The organism is Mesorhizobium sp. B2-2-4, from assembly GCF_006442375.1.
In the GTDB taxonomy this organism is placed as follows: domain Bacteria; phylum Pseudomonadota; class Alphaproteobacteria; order Rhizobiales; family Rhizobiaceae; genus Mesorhizobium.
In genome coordinates, this window is the sequence record NZ_VFWB01000007.1 from 271,148 (window position 1) to 289,674 (window position 18,527).

The 18,527-nt window shown below is 62.9% G+C and carries 23 protein-coding genes; 10 read left to right on the forward strand and 13 right to left on the reverse strand.

Going from position 1 to position 18,527, the window contains the following annotated elements; translation table 11 throughout:
- The first annotated feature begins 154 nt into the window (after nt 1-154).
- Genes FJ959_RS19885 through FJ959_RS19895 form a run of 3 tightly spaced genes read left to right on the forward strand, consistent with a single transcriptional unit; the run spans nt 155 to nt 2,104 of the window.
- Complete coding sequence (locus FJ959_RS19885) at nt 155-1,078, forward strand: RNA methyltransferase (protein ID WP_140583360.1); 924 nt, start codon at nt 155-157, stop codon at nt 1,076-1,078.
- Entirely contained in the window at nt 1,071-1,859 is a 789-nt protein-coding gene (gene murI / locus FJ959_RS19890; RefSeq protein ID WP_140631625.1) for a glutamate racemase, read from the forward strand. The genes FJ959_RS19885 and murI overlap by 8 nt, the downstream gene beginning before the upstream one ends.
- Before the next feature lie 11 nt (nt 1,860-1,870).
- Nucleotides 1,871-2,104, forward strand: coding sequence for a DUF3008 family protein (locus FJ959_RS19895; protein ID WP_140631627.1), 234 nt, complete (start codon nt 1,871-1,873; stop codon nt 2,102-2,104).
- Between the two features lie 131 nt (nt 2,105-2,235).
- On the opposite strand, the gene FJ959_RS19900 is transcribed toward FJ959_RS19895, so the two are convergent.
- On the reverse strand, nt 2,236-2,442 hold the full coding sequence (locus tag FJ959_RS19900) for a hypothetical protein (protein WP_140493849.1): 207 nt from the start codon (nt 2,440-2,442) through the stop codon (nt 2,236-2,238).
- A gap of 412 nt (nt 2,443-2,854) precedes the next feature.
- Here FJ959_RS19900 and rpsD point away from each other — a divergent pair, with 412 nt between their 5' ends.
- The 3 genes from rpsD to FJ959_RS19915 all read left to right on the forward strand — a co-directional run bounded on the left by rpsD (nt 2,855) and on the right by FJ959_RS19915 (nt 5,312).
- Nucleotides 2,855-3,472 (forward strand): 30S ribosomal protein S4, encoded by a 618-nt coding sequence (rpsD, locus tag FJ959_RS19905; protein ID WP_140560980.1) that lies wholly within the window; start codon nt 2,855-2,857, stop codon nt 3,470-3,472.
- Nucleotides 3,473-3,601: 129 nt separating this feature from the next.
- On the forward strand, nt 3,602-4,495 hold the full coding sequence (gene ttcA / locus FJ959_RS19910) for a tRNA 2-thiocytidine(32) synthetase TtcA (protein ID WP_140631629.1): 894 nt from the start codon (nt 3,602-3,604) through the stop codon (nt 4,493-4,495).
- Nucleotides 4,485-5,312 carry an inositol monophosphatase family protein gene (locus FJ959_RS19915; RefSeq protein WP_140631630.1) on the forward strand — a complete coding sequence of 276 codons (828 nt, stop codon included), beginning with the start codon at nt 4,485-4,487 and terminating at the stop codon, nt 5,310-5,312. The genes ttcA and FJ959_RS19915 overlap by 11 nt, the downstream gene beginning before the upstream one ends.
- Before the next feature lie 46 nt (nt 5,313-5,358).
- Here the strand turns inward: FJ959_RS19915 and FJ959_RS19920 are convergent, their stop codons facing one another.
- The 6 genes from FJ959_RS19920 to FJ959_RS19945 form a co-directional block, all read right to left on the reverse strand.
- A complete protein-coding gene (locus FJ959_RS19920; RefSeq protein ID WP_140631631.1) occupies nt 5,359-6,627 on the reverse strand; it encodes a multidrug effflux MFS transporter in 1,269 nt (422 codons plus the stop codon).
- Nucleotides 6,628-6,768: 141 nt separating this feature from the next.
- Nucleotides 6,769-7,104 carry a Grx4 family monothiol glutaredoxin gene (grxD, locus tag FJ959_RS19925; protein WP_013532137.1) on the reverse strand — a complete coding sequence of 112 codons (336 nt, stop codon included), beginning with the start codon at nt 7,102-7,104 and terminating at the stop codon, nt 6,769-6,771.
- A 153-nt stretch (nt 7,105-7,257) separates the two neighbouring features.
- The gene (locus FJ959_RS19930) at nt 7,258-7,491 is read right to left on the reverse strand and encodes a BolA family transcriptional regulator (RefSeq protein WP_140493839.1); all 234 of its coding nucleotides are present in this window, start codon (nt 7,489-7,491) and stop codon (nt 7,258-7,260) included.
- 122 nt (nt 7,492-7,613) lie between these two features.
- Nucleotides 7,614-8,147 (reverse strand): hypothetical protein, encoded by a 534-nt coding sequence (locus FJ959_RS19935; RefSeq protein WP_140493837.1) that lies wholly within the window; start codon nt 8,145-8,147, stop codon nt 7,614-7,616.
- Between the two features lie 47 nt (nt 8,148-8,194).
- Nucleotides 8,195-10,426 carry a phosphoribosylformylglycinamidine synthase subunit PurL gene (gene purL / locus FJ959_RS19940; protein WP_140517700.1) on the reverse strand — a complete coding sequence of 744 codons (2,232 nt, stop codon included), beginning with the start codon at nt 10,424-10,426 and terminating at the stop codon, nt 8,195-8,197.
- Between the two features lie 214 nt (nt 10,427-10,640).
- A complete protein-coding gene (locus tag FJ959_RS19945) occupies nt 10,641-12,047 on the reverse strand; it encodes a PLP-dependent aminotransferase family protein (protein WP_140517699.1) in 1,407 nt (468 codons plus the stop codon).
- Nucleotides 12,048-12,141: 94 nt separating this feature from the next.
- Between FJ959_RS19945 and FJ959_RS19950 the strand changes: the two genes are divergently transcribed.
- Nucleotides 12,142-12,387 (forward strand): DUF1127 domain-containing protein, encoded by a 246-nt coding sequence (locus tag FJ959_RS19950; protein WP_140522056.1) that lies wholly within the window; start codon nt 12,142-12,144, stop codon nt 12,385-12,387.
- A gap of 18 nt (nt 12,388-12,405) precedes the next feature.
- Here FJ959_RS19950 and FJ959_RS19955 read toward each other — a convergent pair whose 3' ends face one another.
- From FJ959_RS19955 to purC, 5 genes are all read right to left on the reverse strand, one after another.
- Nucleotides 12,406-13,062 (reverse strand): Pr6Pr family membrane protein, encoded by a 657-nt coding sequence (locus FJ959_RS19955; RefSeq protein ID WP_140631633.1) that lies wholly within the window; start codon nt 13,060-13,062, stop codon nt 12,406-12,408.
- Between the two features lies 1 nt (nt 13,063).
- Complete coding sequence (locus FJ959_RS19960) at nt 13,064-13,474, reverse strand: hypothetical protein (protein WP_140564697.1); 411 nt, start codon at nt 13,472-13,474, stop codon at nt 13,064-13,066.
- A 41-nt stretch (nt 13,475-13,515) separates the two neighbouring features.
- The gene (gene purQ / locus FJ959_RS19965) at nt 13,516-14,184 is read right to left on the reverse strand and encodes a phosphoribosylformylglycinamidine synthase subunit PurQ (RefSeq protein WP_140564695.1); all 669 of its coding nucleotides are present in this window, start codon (nt 14,182-14,184) and stop codon (nt 13,516-13,518) included.
- 59 nt (nt 14,185-14,243) lie between these two features.
- Nucleotides 14,244-14,483, reverse strand: coding sequence for a phosphoribosylformylglycinamidine synthase subunit PurS (gene purS / locus FJ959_RS19970; RefSeq protein ID WP_140625559.1), 240 nt, complete (start codon nt 14,481-14,483; stop codon nt 14,244-14,246).
- 69 nt (nt 14,484-14,552) lie between these two features.
- Nucleotides 14,553-15,347 (reverse strand): phosphoribosylaminoimidazolesuccinocarboxamide synthase, encoded by a 795-nt coding sequence (gene purC, locus FJ959_RS19975; RefSeq protein ID WP_127282327.1) that lies wholly within the window; start codon nt 15,345-15,347, stop codon nt 14,553-14,555.
- A gap of 275 nt (nt 15,348-15,622) precedes the next feature.
- On the opposite strand from purC, the gene FJ959_RS19980 reads away from it, so the two are divergent.
- Both FJ959_RS19980 and FJ959_RS19985 read left to right on the forward strand, forming a co-directional pair.
- On the forward strand, nt 15,623-15,943 hold the full coding sequence (locus FJ959_RS19980) for a DUF1476 domain-containing protein (protein ID WP_140493820.1): 321 nt from the start codon (nt 15,623-15,625) through the stop codon (nt 15,941-15,943).
- Nucleotides 15,944-16,106: 163 nt separating this feature from the next.
- Entirely contained in the window at nt 16,107-16,880 is a 774-nt protein-coding gene (locus FJ959_RS19985; RefSeq protein ID WP_140631634.1) for an HpcH/HpaI aldolase/citrate lyase family protein, read from the forward strand.
- Between the two features lie 23 nt (nt 16,881-16,903).
- On the opposite strand, the gene FJ959_RS19990 is transcribed toward FJ959_RS19985, so the two are convergent.
- Entirely contained in the window at nt 16,904-17,458 is a 555-nt protein-coding gene (locus FJ959_RS19990; protein ID WP_140517696.1) for an alpha/beta hydrolase, read from the reverse strand.
- 244 nt (nt 17,459-17,702) lie between these two features.
- Here FJ959_RS19990 and FJ959_RS19995 point away from each other — a divergent pair, with 244 nt between their 5' ends.
- On the forward strand, nt 17,703-18,515 hold the full coding sequence (locus FJ959_RS19995) for a VOC family protein (RefSeq protein WP_140631636.1): 813 nt from the start codon (nt 17,703-17,705) through the stop codon (nt 18,513-18,515).
- The last annotated feature ends 12 nt before the right edge of the window (nt 18,516-18,527 follow it).

Sequence of the window (18,527 nt, forward strand, 5' to 3'; positions counted from 1 at the left end):
GGATGCGCCCCTATATCAAAGCGTTTTTGGCCGCGCAAACGACGATCGGTCACGAAAGCGAAGCGATCGCCCCGCCATTTGCGAATGGTTCATTTTCGCGGCCGAATATGGCAGGGGACGCTGAAATGCCGCAAACAGCAGTTCATTGACAATCATGCCCGTCACCAAAGATTCCGATACCGCTTCAGTCGCCAGCCCCGCCATCATCCTCGTGGAGCCGCAGCTCGGCGAGAATATCGGCATGGTTGCGCGCGCCATGGCCAATTTCGGCCTGGTCGAACTTCGCCTCGTCAACCCGCGCGACGGCTGGCCGAACGAGAAGGCGCGGGCGGCGGCCAGCCGCGCCGACCATGTCATCGACGCCGTCAAGGTTTTCGACGATCTCGCCACGGCGATGGCCGACCTGAATTTCGTTTTCGCGACCACCGCAAGGCAACGCGACGGCTTCAAGCCCGTGCGCGGGCCGGTCGAGGCGGGCAGGGTGCTCCGGGCTCGCCATGGCATGGGTCAGCGAACCGGCATCCTGTTCGGCCGCGAGCGTTTCGGCCTCTATAATGACGAGGTTGGCCTCGCCGACGAGATCGTCACTTTTCCGGTCGACCCCGATTTTTCCTCGCTCAACATCGCCCAGGCCGCGCTTCTCATGTCCTACGAGTGGATGAAATCCGGCCTCGAGGACGAGACCAAGACCAACTTTACGGGTCCGGACATGAAGCCGGCCAGCAAGGAAGAACTGCACGGCCTGTTCGCCTATCTCGAAGGCGCACTCGAAGCGCGCGGCTATTTCCGGCCGGCGCCGAAGAAGCCGAAGATGGTTGACAATCTGCGCGCCGTATTGACCCGGGCGGGATTTGCCGAGCCGGAGCTCAAGGTGCTGCGCGGCATCATCTCGTCGCTGGACAGGTTCTCGCCGGCGATGCCGCGCGGCGACGGCTCTCCGGGAGATGATCCAAGGCGGCTTCCGGCAGCGGCGCGCGCCGGCGGTCCCGGCCGCAAGACCAATGCGGATCGTCAGGTGGCCGATGACGACGACAACCCCGCGCCGCCGCTCGGCGGCAAGGGAACCGACAATGACTGATCAGCCGATCCTGATGTTCGATTCCGGCATTGGCGGGCTGACTGTGCTGCGCGAGGCGCGCGTGCTGATGCCCGACCGCCGCTTCGTCTACATCGCCGACGATGCCGCCTTCCCCTTTGGCGCCTGGGAGGAACCGGCGCTGCGGGTCCATATTCTCGACCTGTTCGGCAAATTGCTGGACCGGTTCGCCCCGGCCATCTCGGTCATCGCCTGCAACACCGCCTCGACGCTGGTGATCGACGCGTTGCGCGAGAGGTTTCCCGGCCATCCCTTTGTCGGCACCGTGCCTGCCATCAAGCCGGCGGCGGAGCGTACCCGCTCCGGCCTCGTCTCCGTGCTGGCGACGCCGGGCACGGTGAAACGGCAATACACGCGCGACCTGATCAGCAAATGGGCGCAGAAGTGCCATGTCCGGCTGGTCGGCAGCGACCGTCTGGCGGGGCTGGCCGAAGCCTATATGCGCGAAGGCTTCGTCGACGAGGAAGCCGTGCGCGCTGAGATCGCCCCATGTTTCATCGAGCGCGACGGCATGCGCACCGACATCGCCGTGCTCGCCTGTACGCACTATCCTTTTCTGGTCAACCGCATGCGCAAGACCGCACCCTGGCCGGTCGACTGGATCGATCCTGCCGAAGCGATCGCCCGGCGGGCGATGTCGCTGCTGTCGCCGGTCAATGGGCCGTTGCCGCATGGTGAGCCGGACATCGCGGTCTTCACGTCCGGCAAGGCGGATTTTGCCACCAGCCGTTTGATGCAGGGCTTTGGACTGACGGTCGCCTGATTTCCGGAACATTGGCGAGGCCGTTTCGTTTTCTCCCAGGCAATGAAGGGAGAAAAACCAGGCCTGCCACCTCGAAGGCCCAGCAGAAGGCCGCCGGCGCCGCATTGTCGGCCAAGCGCGGCGAGACCAAGAAGAGCGAGCTCAAAGGCGCTTCCAAAGGGATGTACGAATCCATGAGCGAAAAGCAGCTCGAGGAATTCGCCGAAACCAAGCGCAAGGATCTGCCGGAGAAAAAGAAGCACTGAGGGAAGCGCTATTTGGCAACGCCCTTTGTGAAGGGCTCGTCCAATGGCAAGAAATAGGCCCGCGACGGGGTCGCAGGCCTTGATGTTATTGTCTGGTCAATGGCCGACGTAATCAGCGCCAGTGGCGGCTGTTAGCGCCAGTGGCAACGTCGCACTTTTTGGCGAATGACATGGCGGTGACCATGGCGCCAGACGACGCGCTTCCTGACCACAATCCGGCATACCTGATGAGGCCGGTGGCCTTGCCAATGCCTTGCCATCGCCGGCTCAGGAGTAATGACGGCCATCGATCCGGCCAACACCGCCGCACCAGTCAGGCTTAGAAAGAACTTCTTCATCCGAATTCAGGCTCCTCTGCTCAAGTCCCTTCCTGGAGCGGTTCAGCTTCAGGGAATCGCCGCCCCGCTCCGGTTTTTTACACAATCCCGGGTAGAAACCGCTAGCGCTTTCCGGGAATTGTTCTAATAGCGCGGGCGGCGCCAGTTGGAACCTTGACAGCGGTTAAATCTCTGTTTAACAGCGCTCCCAACACCGGGCCGCAACGCCCGGTGGTTTGTTTTGCATGCGCAAGACCTCGACGGAAGCCAGTCTGTTTTCCAAGGTCTTGTTTGAACTGACGTGTCCCGTGGGTTTTTCGCCGCGTTGCGTGGAAAAACCCTGTCAGGTCTCGAAAACGGAGGCCAGAGGAGGGCGCGTTTCCTTCACCCGGACCATGAGGCTCCGGGTTATGTTGTTTTGAAAGGGAATGCGATGAGCAAGCGCGAATCCGCGAAGTACAAGATCGACCGCCGTCTCGGCGAAAACATCTGGGGCCGCCCGAAGTCCCCGGTCAACAAGCGTGAATACGGCCCCGGCCAGCACGGCCAGCGCCGCAAGGGCAAGCTTTCCGATTTCGGCCTGCAGCTGCGCGCCAAGCAGAAGCTGAAGGGCCACTATGGCGACGTTTCGGAAAAGCAGTTCCGCAAGGTCTATGAGGAGGCCGACCGCCGCAAGGGCGACACCTCGGAGAACCTGATCGGCCTGCTCGAGTCGCGTCTGGACGCTGTCGTCTATCGCGCCAAGTTCGTTCCGACCATTTTCGCCGCCCGCCAGTTCGTCAACCACGGCCACGTCAATGTCAACGGCAGGCGCGTCAACATCGGCTCGTACCGCTGCAAGCCGGGCGACGTCGTCGAAGTGCGTGAAAAGTCGAAGCAGCTGGTGATCGTCCTGGAATCGGTCGGCCTCGCCGAGCGCGACGTGCCGGACTACATCGAAGCCGATCACAACAAGATGACCGCGACCTTCTCGCGCATCCCGGGCCTGGCGGACGTTCCGTTCGCCGTCCAGATGGAACCGAACCTCGTCGTCGAATTCTATTCGCGTTAAGCGAAGGCTTTTTGCGAGACCGGAAGGGGCCGCCCATCGAGGCGGCCTTTTCTTTGTCGGCCATGTCCGCTAATCCGGGCGGCAACGAAGCTCCGAACGTTCGTTGCTCCAGGATTTGGAACCGACGCCATGAACATGCTGCCAGACGCTCAATCGCTTGAGCAGGCCGCCGACATCGAAGTCGGTTTTCATCCGCTGTTCGCCGATGTGCCGTCTTCGGTCGAGTTCAACAAATTGCGCAAGCGGCTGCTGCGGCTGACCCGCCAGGCGATCGAGGATTTTTCGATGGTCAGGCCAGGCGAGCGCTGGCTGGTGGCCCTGTCGGGCGGCAAGGATTCCTACGGCCTGCTTGCCATGCTGCTGGACCTCAAATGGCGCGGCCTGCTGCCGGTGGAGCTGCTGGCCTGCAATCTCGACCAGGGCCAGCCGAACTTTCCCAAGCACATCCTGCCCGATTACCTCAATGCCCACGGCATTGCACACCGCATCGAATACCAGGACACCTACTCCGTCGTCACCGACAAGCTGCCGCAGGGCAGCACCTATTGCTCGCTCTGTTCACGCCTGCGGCGTGGTCATCTCTATCGCGTAGCCCGAGAGGAGGGGTGCTCGGCGCTGGTGCTCGGCCATCATCGCGAGGACATTCTCGAAACCTTCTTCATGAACCTGTTCCACGGCGGCCGTCTCGCCGCCATGCCGCCCAAGCTGCTCAACGACGAGGGCGACGTCATGGTGCTGCGGCCGCTTGCCTACTGCGCCGAAACCGATCTGGAAAAGTTCGCCGCGGCGATGCGGTTCCCGATCATCCCTTGCGATCTCTGCGGCAGCCAGGAAGGTCTCCAGCGCAACGCGATGAAGGCCATGCTTGACGATATCGAAAAGCGCATGCCCGGCCGCAAGGACACGATGCTGCGTGCGTTGTCCAACACCAGGCCGTCGCATCTGCTCGACAGGAAACTATTCGATTTCGCCGCCCTCGATGAAACGCTCTCCAGCAGGCAAGACATTTCCGATGACATTTGACGATACCGCGATCGACTGGCTGGCCAGCACCCTGGCCGAAGCAGCCGAAGCCGAAATCATGCCGCGCTTTCGCCGGTTGGGCGGCGGCGACGTCCGCCAGAAGACGTCGGCCGCCGACTTGGTGACGGAAGCCGACGTCAGTGCCGAGCGGCTGATCACCGCCAAGCTGCGTGAGCGCTACCCAACGGCCATGATCGTCGGCGAGGAAGCCTGTTCCGACAATCCGGCGCTGCTCGACGGTCTTGGCGATGCCGATCTGGCTTTCACCATCGACCCGGTGGACGGCACTTTCAATTTCGCTTCCGGCGTGCCGTTGTTCGGCGTCATGCTGGGTGTCGTGGTCCGGGGTGAGACCGTCGCAGGCATCATCCACGATCCGGTCGGCAAGGACTGGCTGATCGGCGCCAGGGGCGCCGGCAGTCATATCAGGCACCCGCATGGCAACCTGGAAAAAGTGCGTGTCGCGGCGCCCGTGCCGATCTCGGGAATGACCGGCTCCGTCTCCTGGCAGTACATGGCCGAACCAGAGCGGTCGCGGCTGGCGCGCAACCAGACGAAAATCCTGTCGCAATTCGCCTATCGCTGCGCCGCGCATGAATATCGCCTGCTGGCCAGCGGCCATGCCCATTTCGTCGTCTACAACAAGCTGATGCCGTGGGACCATCTGCCCGGTGTCCTGATCCATACCGAGGCCGGCGGCCACGCCGCGCGTTTCGACGCCAGTGCCTACCTACCGTCGCATGTCGGCGGCGGCCTGCTTGTCGCACCCGACCGGGAAAGCTGGCGCGAGTTGCGCAGCGAACTCTGGACGCAATAGCCGGCTGCCAATTCGATTACCAGCCGAGCGCCGCAAAGGCGACAATTCAATGCAGATCGGCAATGTGCCCCGAGACGGGTTGATTCTGCGGCTGGAACATCTTGCCGCGTTCGGCGATGAAGATCATCAGCAGGGCTGCGACCGAGACGCTGCAGAAGCCGGCGGCCAACGGCGTCACCGTGCCGTTGAAAGCCTGGCCGATCAGCGTGCCGAGAATGCCGCCGAGAAACGTCTGCATGAAGCCCAGGATGGACGAGGCCGTGCCGGCCAGTTGGCCGAGCGGCTCCATGGCGAGCGCGTTGAAATTCGCGCCGAGCGCGCCGAAAGGGAGCATGGCGCAGGCAAAGAAGGTGACGAACAGCCAGAGCGGCATCTTCATTTCCAGCGAAACCACCAGCCAGGCCAGGCTGATGACCAGAAACAACAGCAGCGCGCTCTGCGACAGGCGGCGCATGCCGACGCGGCCGACAAGACGCGAATTCAGGTAGTTGGAGAAGGCGAGCACGCCGGCAACGCCGGCGAAGATGACCGGAAACAATTCGCCGACATTGAATATGTCGACATAAATCTGCTGCGCCGAGGCGATGAAGCCGAACATGGCGCCGAAGATGAACGTACTGGCGAAGGCATAGCAGATCGCGACGCGGTTGGTCAGCACGATGCGGAACCCGCCGACAATGGCATTGACGGTCAATGGCCGGCGATATTCCGGATGTAGCGTCTCGGGCAGGCGCAGCAGCGACCAGGCCGAGACGACAAGCGCGCCGACGGCCATGGTGACGAAGATCAAATGCCAGGTCGCGAACAGCATGATGAACTGGCCGATGCCGGGAGCAATCACCGGGATCGCCATGAACACCATGAAGATCAGCGACATCACCTCGGCCATGCGCCGGCCATCGAACGTGTCGCGCACGATCGAGACGGCGATGACGCGGGTCGCGGCCGCACCGATGCCTTGCACGGCCCGGCAAAGTAGAAGCGTTTCAAAGCTTGGCGATATGGCGGCCGCGGCGGCCGCCGCCACATAAATGATCAGGCCGGCGACAAGCGGCGCACGGCGCCCGAATCGGTCCGAGAGCGGTCCGAAAAACAGCTGTCCGCCGCCAAAACCCAGAATATAGGCGGTGATGACATATTGCCGGTGGTTTTCGTTCTCGACGCCAAGCGAGGCGCCGATCTGCTGCAGCGCCGGCAGCATGATGTCGATGGCCAACGAATTGAGCGCCATCAGCGCTGCGCACAGCGCGATGAACTCCCAGCGCGGAATGGGCAATTTGCTTGCCGATTGCGGTGCTGACGTCTGCTGGTCCACGGCAAGTCCGATCTCTCAAACGAAAACGCGCCGGTGGCCCGGCGCATTGGCTCGTCCTGGTCTGGGTCCCGGACGCAAAATTGCCGAGGCGGGGCTGCCCCGGTGCTCAGGGCATGTCGACGGCGACATGCCCAACCGAAATCAGGCGGCGCCTTTGACGCTCACGCCCTTCTCGACAAGGAATGTCTGCAACTCGCCCGCCTGGAACATTTCGCGCACGATGTCGCAGCCACCGACGAATTCGCCCTTGACGTAGAGCTGAGGGATCGTCGGCCAGTTGGAGTATTCCTTGATGCCCTGGCGCAGCTCGGCCGAATCCAGCACGTTCACGCCTTTGTAGTCGGCGCCGATATAGTCGAGGATCTGGACAACCTGGCCGGAAAATCCGCATTGCGGGAAACCGGGCGTGCCCTTCATGAAAAGCACGACGTCGTTGCCCTTCACCTCGTTGTCAATGTAGTCGTTGATGCCGCTCATGGAATATCCTTTCCCGCCTGTGGGAGTCAGGCTCGAAGCTTTTCCATCAGATAAACCCATAGGTTGCCCGAAACAAGACTTTAGCCGCGTGGTGGCCTGAATGGCGCAAAAGATGCGGCGTTTTGGGCCAAGCGACTTTGGCGTTGGAAGCCCCTAGTCCGGCACGCTGGTCTGCAGCGCCAGCGCGTGCAGCACGCCGCCCATATTGCCCTTCAGCGCGTCATAGACCATCTGGTGCTGCTGCACGCGGCTTTTTCCGCGAAAGCTCTCGGCCACGACTTCGGCCGCATAGTGATCGCCGTCGCCGGCAAGGTCACGGATGGTCACCCTGGCATCCGGGATGCCCTCCTTGATCAGTTTTTCGATGTCGCGGGCATCCATTGCCATGGCAAGTTCCTGTTTTCGGGCGGGCTGCGGCATGGCTGCCCGTGCGATGAGAGTCGGAGTGAACCTAAAGCCTTTCCGGCCGGGATTGAAGCCGTTCCGTCCAGCCCCAGCGCGATTGTGGCTCACGACGCGTTCTCGCTCTGACCGCCGGCGTCGTCCGCGGGGTCGTCCTCGGGCGTCGAGAAGGTCCGCCCAAGGCTGAAGGTCAGCACATAGAGGGGAAGGTTGATCGCCAGGTTGGCAATCGGCAGGTAGGCGGTCATCCGCCAGACGGGCGAGAAGAACGGCTGGCCGTAGCCATCGCAGGCCAGCGAGGAGCCATACTCCCACAGTGCCCCCAATGCGGCCGCGACGGCGAAAAGTTTTATGCAGGTGAAGATGTGCCTTGTCCGTGCCCGGTCCGGCAGAAGCCGGCTCCAAAGCATCAGGCAGACAAGCGGAACTGCATAGAAAAGGTTTTGCAGGCCAAGTATCGGAAGCGTGTCGTTGGCCGCGGCGAGGAACTCCGCGCGTGTATCCAACCGGGCGCAGACCTCGCTCGATGTCGTCGACAGCAGGAAAAAGACGAACGGGCCGAGAAACCAGAAGAAGAACAGCGATGGCCAGAAGACGACTGCAAGCAGTGCCCGGACGGCCAGTTTCCTGTGGTTGAGCATGATTTTTCCGAAAAAATCGGTTCCCACTTTTCGGGATCACGCTCTGCTCAAATGGCCTGATCCATGAAGCGCGGGAACCAGCCTTCGTGCGCGGCGGTCAATTCGCCGAGCGGGATCGCCCGTGCCTCGCCGAGTTTCAGCGTGTTGCCGCCGGTCGAGCCGATCCAGGGCGCGAAAATACCGAGTTCGCCTTGCTGTTTGCGGATCGCGTCCCAGTCCTCACTGTCTGGATCGATTGACAGCGTCAGGAGATAGCGGCCCTGGTCCTCGCCGAACCAGACCGGAATAGGATCGGTGCCGGCCAGTCCGGGGACCGTCGCGCCGATGCCTGATGCCATCGCCATCTCGGCCAGCGCGACCGCAATGCCGCCGTCGGAAACGTCGTGAGCCGCGGTGACGATGCCGGACGCGATGAGGGCGCGCACATGGTCGCCGACACGCTTTTCATGGTCGAGGTCGACCGGCGGCGGCGGGCCGTCGCTGCGGCCGTGGATGTCGCGCAAGTAGACCGATTGGCCGAGATGCGTGCCCCATGAGGCCGGCGCGCCGACCAGCAGGATCATCTGGCCTTGCGCAGCGAAGCCGGCCCGCACCATCTTCGACCAGTCGGCGATCAGCCCGACGCCGCCGATGGTCGGCGTCGGCAGGATGCCCTGGCCATTGGTTTCGTTGTAGAGCGAGACATTGCCGGAAACGATCGGGAAGCCGAGCGCGCGGCAGGCATCGCCAATGCCCTTCACCGCGCCGACCAACTGACCCATGATCTCCGGCCGTTCCGGATTGCCGAAATTGAGATTGTCGGTGGCGGCCAGCGGCAGCGCGCCGGTGGCGGTCAGATTGCGCCAGCATTCGGCCACCGCCTGCTTGCCGCCCTCATAGGGATCGGCCTCGCAATAGCGCGGCGTCACGTCCGACGAGAAAGCCAGCGCTTTGGTCGGATGGCCTTCGACCCGCACCACGCCGGCATCGCCACCGGGAAGCTGCAGCGAATTGCCCTGGATCAGCGTGTCGTACTGTTCCCACACCCAGCGGCGCGACGACAGGTCAGGGCCGCCGAGCAGCTTCAGCAGTGCGTCGGCGACATCGGCCTGCGGAATGTCATTGGCCGCAAGCGGCGCCGGCTTCTTCGGCTCGATCCACGGACGGTCATATTCCGGTGCCTTGTCGCCGAGATCCTTGATCGGCAGGTCCGCAACCTGATCACCCTGATGTAGGACGCGAAAGCGCAGATCGTCGGTCGTCTTGCCGACAATGGCGAAGTCGAGCCCCCATTTGTGGAAGATCGCCTCGGCCTCCTTTTCCTTTTCGGGGCGCAGCACCATCAGCATGCGCTCCTGGCTTTCCGACAGCATCATCTCGTAGGCGCTCATGCGCTCCTCGCGCACCGGAACCTTGTCGAGCTCGAGCTCGATGCCGAGATCCCCCTTGGCGCCCATCTCGACCGCCGAGCAGGTAAGGCCGGCAGCACCCATGTCCTGGATAGCGATGACCGCACCGGACGCCATCAGTTCGAGACATGCTTCAAGCAGGCACTTTTCGGTGAAGGGATCGCCGACCTGCACGGTCGGGCGCTTCTCGTCGATCTTGTCGTCGAATTCGGCCGAGGCCATGGTGGCGCCGCCGACGCCGTCGCGACCGGTCTTGGCGCCGAGATAGACGACCGGCAGGCCGACGCCCTTGGCCTCCGACAGGAAAATCGCGTCCGTCTTGGCAAGACCCGCGGCAAAAGCGTTGACCAGGATATTGCCGTTGTAGCGGGCGTCGAAATTGACCTCGCCGCCGACCGTCGGCACGCCGAAGGAATTGCCGTAGCCGCCGACGCCGGAAACCACTCCCGCCACCAGGTGCCTGGTCTTGGGATGATCGGGAGCACCGAAGCGCAAGGCGTTCATCGCCGCGATCGGCCGCGCGCCCATGGTGAAGACGTCGCGCAATATGCCGCCGACGCCTGTCGCCGCCCCTTGGTAGGGCTCGATAAAGGAGGGGTGGTTGTGGCTCTCCATCTTGAAGACGACGCAGTCGCCGTCGCCGATATCGACCACGCCGGCATTCTCGCCCGGTCCCTGGATGACCCGCGGGCCGGTCGTCGGCAGCGTGCGCAGCCATTTCTTCGAGGATTTATACGAGCAATGCTCGTTCCACATCGCCGAGAAGATGCCAAGTTCGGTGAAGCTCGGCTCGCGCCCGACGAGGTCGAGGATGCGCTGGTATTCGTCTGGCTTCAGCCCGTGCGCGGCAATGAGCTCGGGCGTGATCGGCACGGAATTGGAAATGGTCATGGGCGGCGGTTTTTATCCGTGGGAGCTTGGGATTTTGAGTCTCCTCTTATCGCAAGCTTTGCGGCCGATACACCCATGGACCGACGAAAAGTGGCTGAATCCGGAGAAAGCCGCGGCGCCTTGAACGCGCGTCCCACCGGACCGGACTCAACCGATGCGCCTCGGGTCTTGCCTGGAGGCATCCTGAACCGCCGGCGCTCCAAGGCGATGCGGATCAGGAAAAACTGTCGTAGCCGGCGCGGCCTTCGTCGAGGAGCCTCCGGATCGCCGCAACGCCGTCCGCGATGTCCTTGCGCTGCCTCGGCTGCGAAATGCCGAAGCGCACACCGTGGAAGACCTGCTCGGAACGGCCCGCCTTGAACTCGTCTTCGTCGTCGATCAGCACGCCGTGCTCGAGGCAGGCGTTCTTGAACGTGCCGGAAAGCCAGGGGTCGGGCAAGGTCAGCCAGACAAAGGGTATATTGTCCCGCGACTTGAATTCGAAGCCGGCCAAAGTCTCGCGCACGATGGCGGTGCGGGCGTTGATTTCGGCGATGGCGCGTTTGCGTATGTCCGCGGCCTGGCCCGACAGCACCAGCCGGGCATTCACCTCGGCCAGCAGGAAAGGCATGCCGCCGGTCATCATCTTATGGGCAACACGGATGCGATGGCGATAAGCAGGCGGGCAGGAAAGCCAGCCGCCGCGAACGCCGGCCGCTACCGATTTCGACAGGCCGCCTGCGACGATGGTGCGCTCGGGTGCATAGTCGGCCAGCATTGGCGTCGGATCTTCGGTCAGGCCGCCGTAAAGATCGTCCTCGATAATGACGACATTGTATTCACGCGCGATCCGCGCGATTGCCTCACGTCGCGCTGCCGGCAGGATCGCCAGCGTCGGATTCTGCACCGTAGGCATCAGAAAGATCATCTTCGGATGCTTTTGCGCGCAGACGCGCTCGAAATCGTCGGGGTCGAGACCCTGATGGTCCGATGCCACCAGCGCCGTGCGACGACCGATCAGGCCGGCGCTGCGCGAAATCTGCGAATAGGTCAGGTGCTCGAAGGCGACGTAATCGCCGGGCGTGGTCAGTGCGGCGATCGCCGCCATGACAGCGGCATGGGTACCGAGCGTCGGCACGATCGTATCGGCGCTCGGTCGAAACGAGTTGCGCGACAGCCAACTGGCGCCGGCCTCGAACCAGCGCTCGGGAAAATCCCGCGTGTAGCTCGAAATCTCATGCGCATGATCCGAAGCCGTGCGCGACAGCACTTCGGTGACGATGGCGCCCTGGCCGACATCGGGCGCCGCGGTGCTGTCGAAGCGCAGCTTGCCGCGCGGCGCATCGATGTCGCGCGTGCCTTGCGCGTCCGGCGCTATGAAGTCGGGCTTCGCGTTCTGCCGGCCGAGGACATAGGTGCCGCGCCCGACCTCGCCGCTGACCAGCCCGCGCTCGCGCAACAATTGATAGGCCCTGCCGACCGTGCCGACGGTTGCGCCGATGTCATAGGCGAGATCCCGCTGCGGTGGCAGCTTTGCCCCGGCGTCGATCACGCCGCGGTCGATATCTGACTCAATGCTGTCAGCAAGGCGCTGATAAAGCGGGCCGGAGCTGGCGGTGAGGTCGGGAAGCCAATTTGTCATGGTGACAATTTTGTATATTGCGTCGGACGATGAGTCAATTCACATGCATTGTGTGGAATAAAAGAGTGCAATTTGCAGCTTTGGTAGAGCGAAGATGGATACAATCGAGACAATCAGCCAGACAGCCGCAGGATTGTTCGCCGCGCGACCTGTGGGCCGCGGCGGCTTTGTCAGCCGCATCGTGCGTATGGTCAAATCGCTGGGGCGCTGGATCGACGGCCTGCTGGAGCGCAGGCGCAGCCGGCTCGCCTTGCTGGACATGACCGACGATCAGTTGAAGGACATCGGCATTTCCCGCTGCGACGCCCATCGCGAAGGGATCAGGCCATTCTGGGAATGAACAGGCGCGATGCTGTGTTCAATCCTGCTTGCGTGGCTGCACAACTGGCGCCCTGATCCGCGACAGGCCGCGGTCCGCAAGCACGGCGCCAACGCATAGCGCCAGGAAAAGGGCGGTGATGGCCAGCGAGGCGATGGCGACGCTGGCGATGCCGTTCCTGGCGGCATCGAGGAACGGGTAGGGCACTTCGCCTGTTATGGACGCCCGCGCCAGCGCATAGGCCAGATAGGCGAGCGGATAAAGCATCCACCAGGAAACGTCTTGCCATCGCGTCTTGCCGTCGGCACCGGCGGCCAGCCACCACAGCACGAACAGTGCAGGCGTCACATAGTGCAGCAGCACGTCGCACAGCAGGAACAGGCCCTGCGGCTGCCAGAGGCGTGCCAGCACGGTGGCGTAGACCATGAAGACCACGGTGATGGCGACGGTGACGCCTGCCCGCATCCGCGCTCCGGCAAAGGCCGGAAACCAGGCATGGCCGGCGGGCGACAGCAGCGACGCATGGACGAGCACCGCACCGATATTGGTCAGGATGGTAAAGAAGCTGAAGTAGAAGACGACCGAACCGATCAGGCCGCGGCCGGCTTCCATCGAGGCCGGAACGGTGATCGAGAACTGCAGGAAAAGACCGGCCAGCCCTGCGACCAGACCCGCGACCTGCAGCAGCCGGCCGATCTTACGCGGCGGCGGCGCAGGCCGGATTGCCGGCCTGCCAGCGGGCGATGTCGGAGCCGATGCGCGCGCCGAGCGGCTCGGCCATCAGCGGACCGAACACGTCTACACGGCTCGAATTGCCTTGCGCCTGCACCACCAGCAGCGGCTTGCCGCCATAATGCTTGGCCGGCACCAGCAGGAAGCGCGGCGTGCCGCTGAACGAATTCAGCTCATTGGCCATCTGGTAGGATTTGAAGGCCGGGTCCTTGCTGGCGATCCAGCATTTATGGGCGGAGATCGCCACCTGTTCCATGGCCAGCAGCGCCGCGCTCTTGCCGGAAGGCGGCGGAGCGCTCTTCGGACCCGACTGGCAGGATGCCAGCGCAAGGCCGGCGGCAGCCAGGAGAGCAAAGCGAGTAATCGTCAGTCTCATCGTCAGGCCGCCCCCAGGTTCTGAAAGAATTTCGGAAGATATCAGGCGGCGATGCCGAGCGCGCCTTCGAACAACGCCCGCCCGTCATTGCCGCCATGTGCCGCTTCGATCAGGTTCTCGGGATGAGGCATCAGGCCCAGCACATTGCCCCGGCTGCTGATGATGCCGGCGATGTCGTTGATCGAGCCGTTGGGATTGGTGCCGTCCGCATAGCGGAACACCACCTGGCCTTCGCCTTCCAGGCGTGCAAGCGTCTCGGCATCGGCGAAGTAGTTGCCGTCGTGATGCGCCACCGGCGAACGGATGATCTGGCCCGGCTGGTAGCGGCGGGTGAACATGGTGTTGGCGTTGGCGATCTCGAGCTTCACCTGCCGGCAGACGAATTTGAGCGAGGAGTTGCGCATGAGCGCTCCCGGCAGCAGGCCGGCCTCGACCAGGATCTGGAAACCATTGCAGACGCCGATGACCATGACGCCCTTGGCCGCCTTTTCAGCAACCGCCCGCATCACCGGCATGCGCGCCGCGATCGCGCCGCAGCGCAGGTAGTCGCCGAAGGAGAAGCCGCCGGGAATGGCGATCAGGTCGACATCCGGGATTTCGGTGTCGGTCTGCCAGACCGTGGCTGGCGCCTTACCGGAAATCTTGGTCAGCGCCGCGATCATATCGCGGTCGCGGTTAAGGCCAGGCAGGAGGACGACGGCTGATTTCATTTTGGTTCGTAAGGCCTCTGGTTTCGGCAAGTTGGGGCATCCGTACCTCCGGCACAACCTCAGGTAAGCGTCACACTATAGTTCTCAATCACCGTGTTCGCCAGCAGTCTGTCGCACATGGCCCTGAGATCGGCCTCGGCCTTGGCCTTGTCGGTCCCGGCGAGCTCGACGTCGAACACCTTGCCTTGCCGCACCGAGCCGATACCGTCAAAACCTAGCCCCGACAGCGCATGCTCGATCGCCTTGCCTTGCGGGTCCAGCACGCCGTTTTTGAGGGTTACGGTGATACGGGCTTTCATCGATGCTCCTGAATGATCGGTATCGGTCTGCGCCGGACCTGCCGTTTCCGGCAAGCCCGTTGCTGGCAATTAGTGCTTCATGCCCTTCGGCGGCTCGCTCGACGCGACGAGCACCGGTCCGGTTGGACGCGGCGGCTCGTTCTCGTTCATGATACCGAGACGGCGGGCGACTTCCTGGTAGGCCTCCACGAGGCCGCCCATGTCGCGGCGGAAACGGTCCTTGTCGAGCTTGTCCTGCGTCGCCACGTCCCACAGCCGGCAGGAATCGGGCGAGATCTCGTCGGCTACGACGATGCGCATCATGTCGCCCTCGAACAGGCGTCCGCATTCGATCTTGAAATCGACGAGCTGGATGCCGACGCCCATGAACAGGCCGGACAGGAAGTCGTTGACGCGAATGGCCAGCGCCATGACGTCGTCGATTTCCTGCGGGCTCGCCCAGCCGAAGGCAGTGATGTGCTCTTCAGAGACCATCGGGTCGTCGAGCGCATCGGCCTTGTAATAGAATTCGATGATCGAGCGGGGCAGGACCGTGCCTTCCTCGATGCCAAGGCGCTTGGACAGCGAACCGGCGGCGACATTGCGCACCACCACTTCGAGCGGGATGATCTCGACCTCCTTGATCAGCTGCTCGCGCATGTTGAGCCGGCGGATGAAGTGGGTCGGAATGCCCATCCGGTTGAGATGATTGAAGATGTGCTCGGAAATGCGATTGTTAAGCACGCCCTTGCCATCGACGACTTCGTGTTTTTTCTTGTTGAACGCGGTTGCGTCATCCTTGAAGAACTGGATCAGCGTCCCGGGCTCAGGGCCTTCATAAAGTATCTTGGCCTTGCCTTCATAAATGCGGCGGCGATTTTTCATTTGATTTTTCTCTGGATTTGCGGGCAGGCGGCAAGCGACCAGTTCCTGTCCGTCTGCCTAAATTAGTGTGGCGACGGTGGCGTTCAATGCCGGTGTCTATCGTAATCGCCTTGTTTGCTCAATCGGCAAATCCTTTCAATCAACTGCTTTCGGGACCGAAATGCCGCAGCGCAGCAAGCCACGAAGCGTATTGACCGGCCGCCAGCCTTTTGGTTTGTGCTTCGCCATCACATATTCATCAATGCCAGCGAATCGATTTCCATCGGAGGGACGCCATGAGCAACATGAAGGATCGCGAAGAGGGTTTTGAGCGCAAATTCGTGTTCGACGAGGAGCTTCGGTTCAAGGCGTCGGCGCGCCGCAACAAGGCTCTCGGCCTGTGGGCCGCGGAAAAGCTCGGGAAATCCGGCGCCGAGGCCGATGCCTACGCCAAGGAAGTGGTTGTTTCCGATATCGAGGAAGCCGGCGATCACGACGTCTTCCGCAAGATCCGCAAGGATTTCGACGCTGCCGGCGTCAGCCAGTCGGACCATCAGATCCGCCGCACCATGGACGAATTGATGGCGCAGGCCATCGAGCAGATCAAGAACACCTGATCCGGCCGAAGCAGGTTCCGCAAAAATGTCCCACAATTTTGCGACGGAACCTGCGGCAAAAGAATGACTGGACCAATCGACCGCCCGGCCCAGCCGGGCGGTTTTTCTTTGCGTTTCCCGTCGTTTCCGGCTGAAACTGCGATCCTTAGCGAGGAAAGAGCCGATGTCCCTGAAATCCCGCCTTGCGGCCGATGAAACGCTGGTCACCGCATGGTCAGGCGTGCCGGACGCGCTGACCGTCGAAATCCTTGCCAGGCAGGGCTTCGATGCGGTCACGCTCGACATGCAGCATGGCGGCCATCATGAAGACAGCGTGTTGCGCGGCCTGGCGCCCGTGCTTGCCACCGGCAAGCCGGCATTGGTGCGTATTCCCGTCGGCCGTTTCGACATGGCCAGCCGGGCGCTCGATTTCGGCGCCGAGGCGGTGATCGCGCCGATGGTCAACTCGGTGGCGGATGCAAAACTGTTCGCTGCGGCGATGAAATACCCGCCGGTGGGCGAGCGCTCCTGGGGCCCCACCTATGCCTTCCCACGCCATGGCAAGGGTGATCATACCGAATGGCTGCGCGACAGCGACCAGCGCACCATGGCCTTCGCCATGGTCGAGACGCGGGCGGCGCTCGATGCACTGGACGGCATCCTCGATACACCCGGTATCGACGGCATTTTCCTGGGGCCATCGGACTTCTCCATTGCCTGGTCGAACGGCGCGACCGTCGATTCGACGCTCGAAAGCATGATGGAAACGGTGGGTTCGATCGCCGAGCGTACCCGCAAGGCCGGCAAGCATGCGGCGATCTACGTCATCGAACCGGCCATCGCGGGCCGCGTCGTGGCGATGGGCTACCGCCTGCTGGCCACAGGGTCCGAGCACGCGCTGATTTCACTAGGGGCGAAGACGCTGTTGAAAGGCATCAAGGATTCGATCGGCGGCTGAGAGCCGCGATCCGGTCGGGGTCGTCAGGCCTTCAGTTCGGTGAGAAATTTGGCGAAGGTCATCGAACCTTCGGGCCATGGGCCGAAGCCTGAATCGGTGTTGAGGTGACCGGCTTCACCGGCATCGATGAACAGAGATCCCCAGGCGCCGGCAATGTCCTCGGCGACGTGGAAGGCGCAGAACGGATCGTTGCGGCTGGCAATCACCATGGACGGGAAGGGCAACGGCTCGCGCGAGTAGGGGCCGAACGTCATCAGGTGCCTTGGCCGTACCTCCGGATTGGCGACATCGGGCGGCGCCACGAAGAATGCGCCGGCGACCGGCTTGCGAAACTGCGGGACGGCTTGCACCGCCGCGGCAACGCCAAGGGAATGCGCGACGAGGACGACGGGCTTCTCGGCTTCATTGACCGCTTTTGCCACGCTCGCCGTCCAGTCATCGCGCACGGGCTTCGACCATTCCGCCTGCTCGACGCGCCGCGCGGTCGACAGCTTTGACTGCCAGCGGGTCTGCCAGTGCTCGGGTCCGGAGTTAGTGTAGCCCGGGATGATGAGAATATCTGCGTCTTTGACTTTCATGGCGCTGAGATAGCGAGCGTGATTGCCTCATGCAACCGTCGATGGACGCGCTCCTGCTTGCAATGGTGAACACCATGTTCGCTTTTCGCTGTCTTGTGTGAACGATCACGATCGCCGATTTGTCCTCTGGAAAGAAACAGCCGTGAAGGACCGCATTTGGTGCTGACACGATGTACAATGATCGCCGGCGCCGGGCTCCTGACCTCGGGGTTTATGCCAAAGCGTCGCCGCAACGGAGACAATCATGAGCGAACTGCCCTTTGCCGCCACCACGCCGGTGAGCGTTGCCCGGGTCGGGTTGAAGGCGCGCGACGCCGAAAGCCTAGCGGCCTACTATCGCGCTGTTGTCGGCTTGCAGGAATTGAGCCGCGCCGATGGCGCGATCACCCTGGGCGCCGCCAACCGTCCGCTGTTGGTGCTGGAGCCGGACGCCTCGGCCAAGCCTGACGATCCGCGCAGCGCCGGCCTGTTCCACACGGCTTTCCTGCTGCCCAGCCGTGCCGATCTCGGCCGCTGGATCAACCACGCCATATCAGACAAGATCGCCATAGAGGGCGCTTCGGACCATCTGGTCAGCGAAGCGCTGTACCTCACCGATCCCGAGGGCAATGGGATCGAGATCTATGCCGATCGCCGTCCGCAGGACTGGACGTGGAACGGCGACAAGATCGCGATGGCGACCGAACGGCTGAACATTCCTTCGGTCGTCGCCGAACTGCCGGCGGGCGATGCGGGCTGGCAGGGAGCGCCTGAAAACAGCATTGTCGGCCACGTCCACCTGCGCGTCGGCCGGCCGGAAGAGGCGGAAGCCTGGTGGAACCAGGAATTCGGCTTCGACACGGTGGCGAAGTATGGCGGCCAGGCTGTGTTCCTGTCGTCAGGCCACTACCATCATCATATAGGCGCCAATGCGTGGCAGAGCGCCGGCGCCGGCCGCCGCGACCCGGCCCGGTCGGGCCTTGCCTGGGTCGAGATGCGGTCCGACAACGTGGCCAGTGAAACGACCCGCGAAGATCCGTGGGGCACGGTGATCAGGACCATTCCCGGCAAAGCGTGATCGGCAGTTACG

Coding starts and splice junctions, on each gene's coding strand:
- rpsD (WP_140560980.1), top strand. CDS start 2,855: ATGAGCAAGCGCGAATCCGCGAAGTACAAGATCGACCGCCGTCTCGGC.
- FJ959_RS19930 (WP_140493839.1), bottom strand. CDS start 7,491: ATGGCAATGGATGCCCGCGACATCGAAAAACTGATCAAGGAGGGCATC.
- FJ959_RS19885 (WP_140583360.1), top strand. CDS start 155: ATGCCCGTCACCAAAGATTCCGATACCGCTTCAGTCGCCAGCCCCGCC.
- FJ959_RS19900 (WP_140493849.1), bottom strand. CDS start 2,442: ATGAAGAAGTTCTTTCTAAGCCTGACTGGTGCGGCGGTGTTGGCCGGA.
- murI (WP_140631625.1), top strand. CDS start 1,071: ATGACTGATCAGCCGATCCTGATGTTCGATTCCGGCATTGGCGGGCTG.
- FJ959_RS19995 (WP_140631636.1), top strand. CDS start 17,703: ATGAGCGAACTGCCCTTTGCCGCCACCACGCCGGTGAGCGTTGCCCGG.
- FJ959_RS19945 (WP_140517699.1), bottom strand. CDS start 12,047: ATGACAAATTGGCTTCCCGACCTCACCGCCAGCTCCGGCCCGCTTTAT.
- FJ959_RS19935 (WP_140493837.1), bottom strand. CDS start 8,147: ATGCTCAACCACAGGAAACTGGCCGTCCGGGCACTGCTTGCAGTCGTC.
- purC (WP_127282327.1), bottom strand. CDS start 15,347: ATGAAAAATCGCCGCCGCATTTATGAAGGCAAGGCCAAGATACTTTAT.
- FJ959_RS19960 (WP_140564697.1), bottom strand. CDS start 13,474: ATGAGACTGACGATTACTCGCTTTGCTCTCCTGGCTGCCGCCGGCCTT.
- FJ959_RS19950 (WP_140522056.1), top strand. CDS start 12,142: ATGGATACAATCGAGACAATCAGCCAGACAGCCGCAGGATTGTTCGCC.
- purQ (WP_140564695.1), bottom strand. CDS start 14,184: ATGAAATCAGCCGTCGTCCTCCTGCCTGGCCTTAACCGCGACCGCGAT.
- ttcA (WP_140631629.1), top strand. CDS start 3,602: ATGAACATGCTGCCAGACGCTCAATCGCTTGAGCAGGCCGCCGACATC.
- FJ959_RS19980 (WP_140493820.1), top strand. CDS start 15,623: ATGAGCAACATGAAGGATCGCGAAGAGGGTTTTGAGCGCAAATTCGTG.
- purS (WP_140625559.1), bottom strand. CDS start 14,483: ATGAAAGCCCGTATCACCGTAACCCTCAAAAACGGCGTGCTGGACCCG.
- FJ959_RS19915 (WP_140631630.1), top strand. CDS start 4,485: ATGACATTTGACGATACCGCGATCGACTGGCTGGCCAGCACCCTGGCC.
- grxD (WP_013532137.1), bottom strand. CDS start 7,104: ATGAGCGGCATCAACGACTACATTGACAACGAGGTGAAGGGCAACGAC.
- purL (WP_140517700.1), bottom strand. CDS start 10,426: ATGACCATTTCCAATTCCGTGCCGATCACGCCCGAGCTCATTGCCGCG.
- FJ959_RS19985 (WP_140631634.1), top strand. CDS start 16,107: ATGTCCCTGAAATCCCGCCTTGCGGCCGATGAAACGCTGGTCACCGCA.
- FJ959_RS19990 (WP_140517696.1), bottom strand. CDS start 17,458: ATGAAAGTCAAAGACGCAGATATTCTCATCATCCCGGGCTACACTAAC.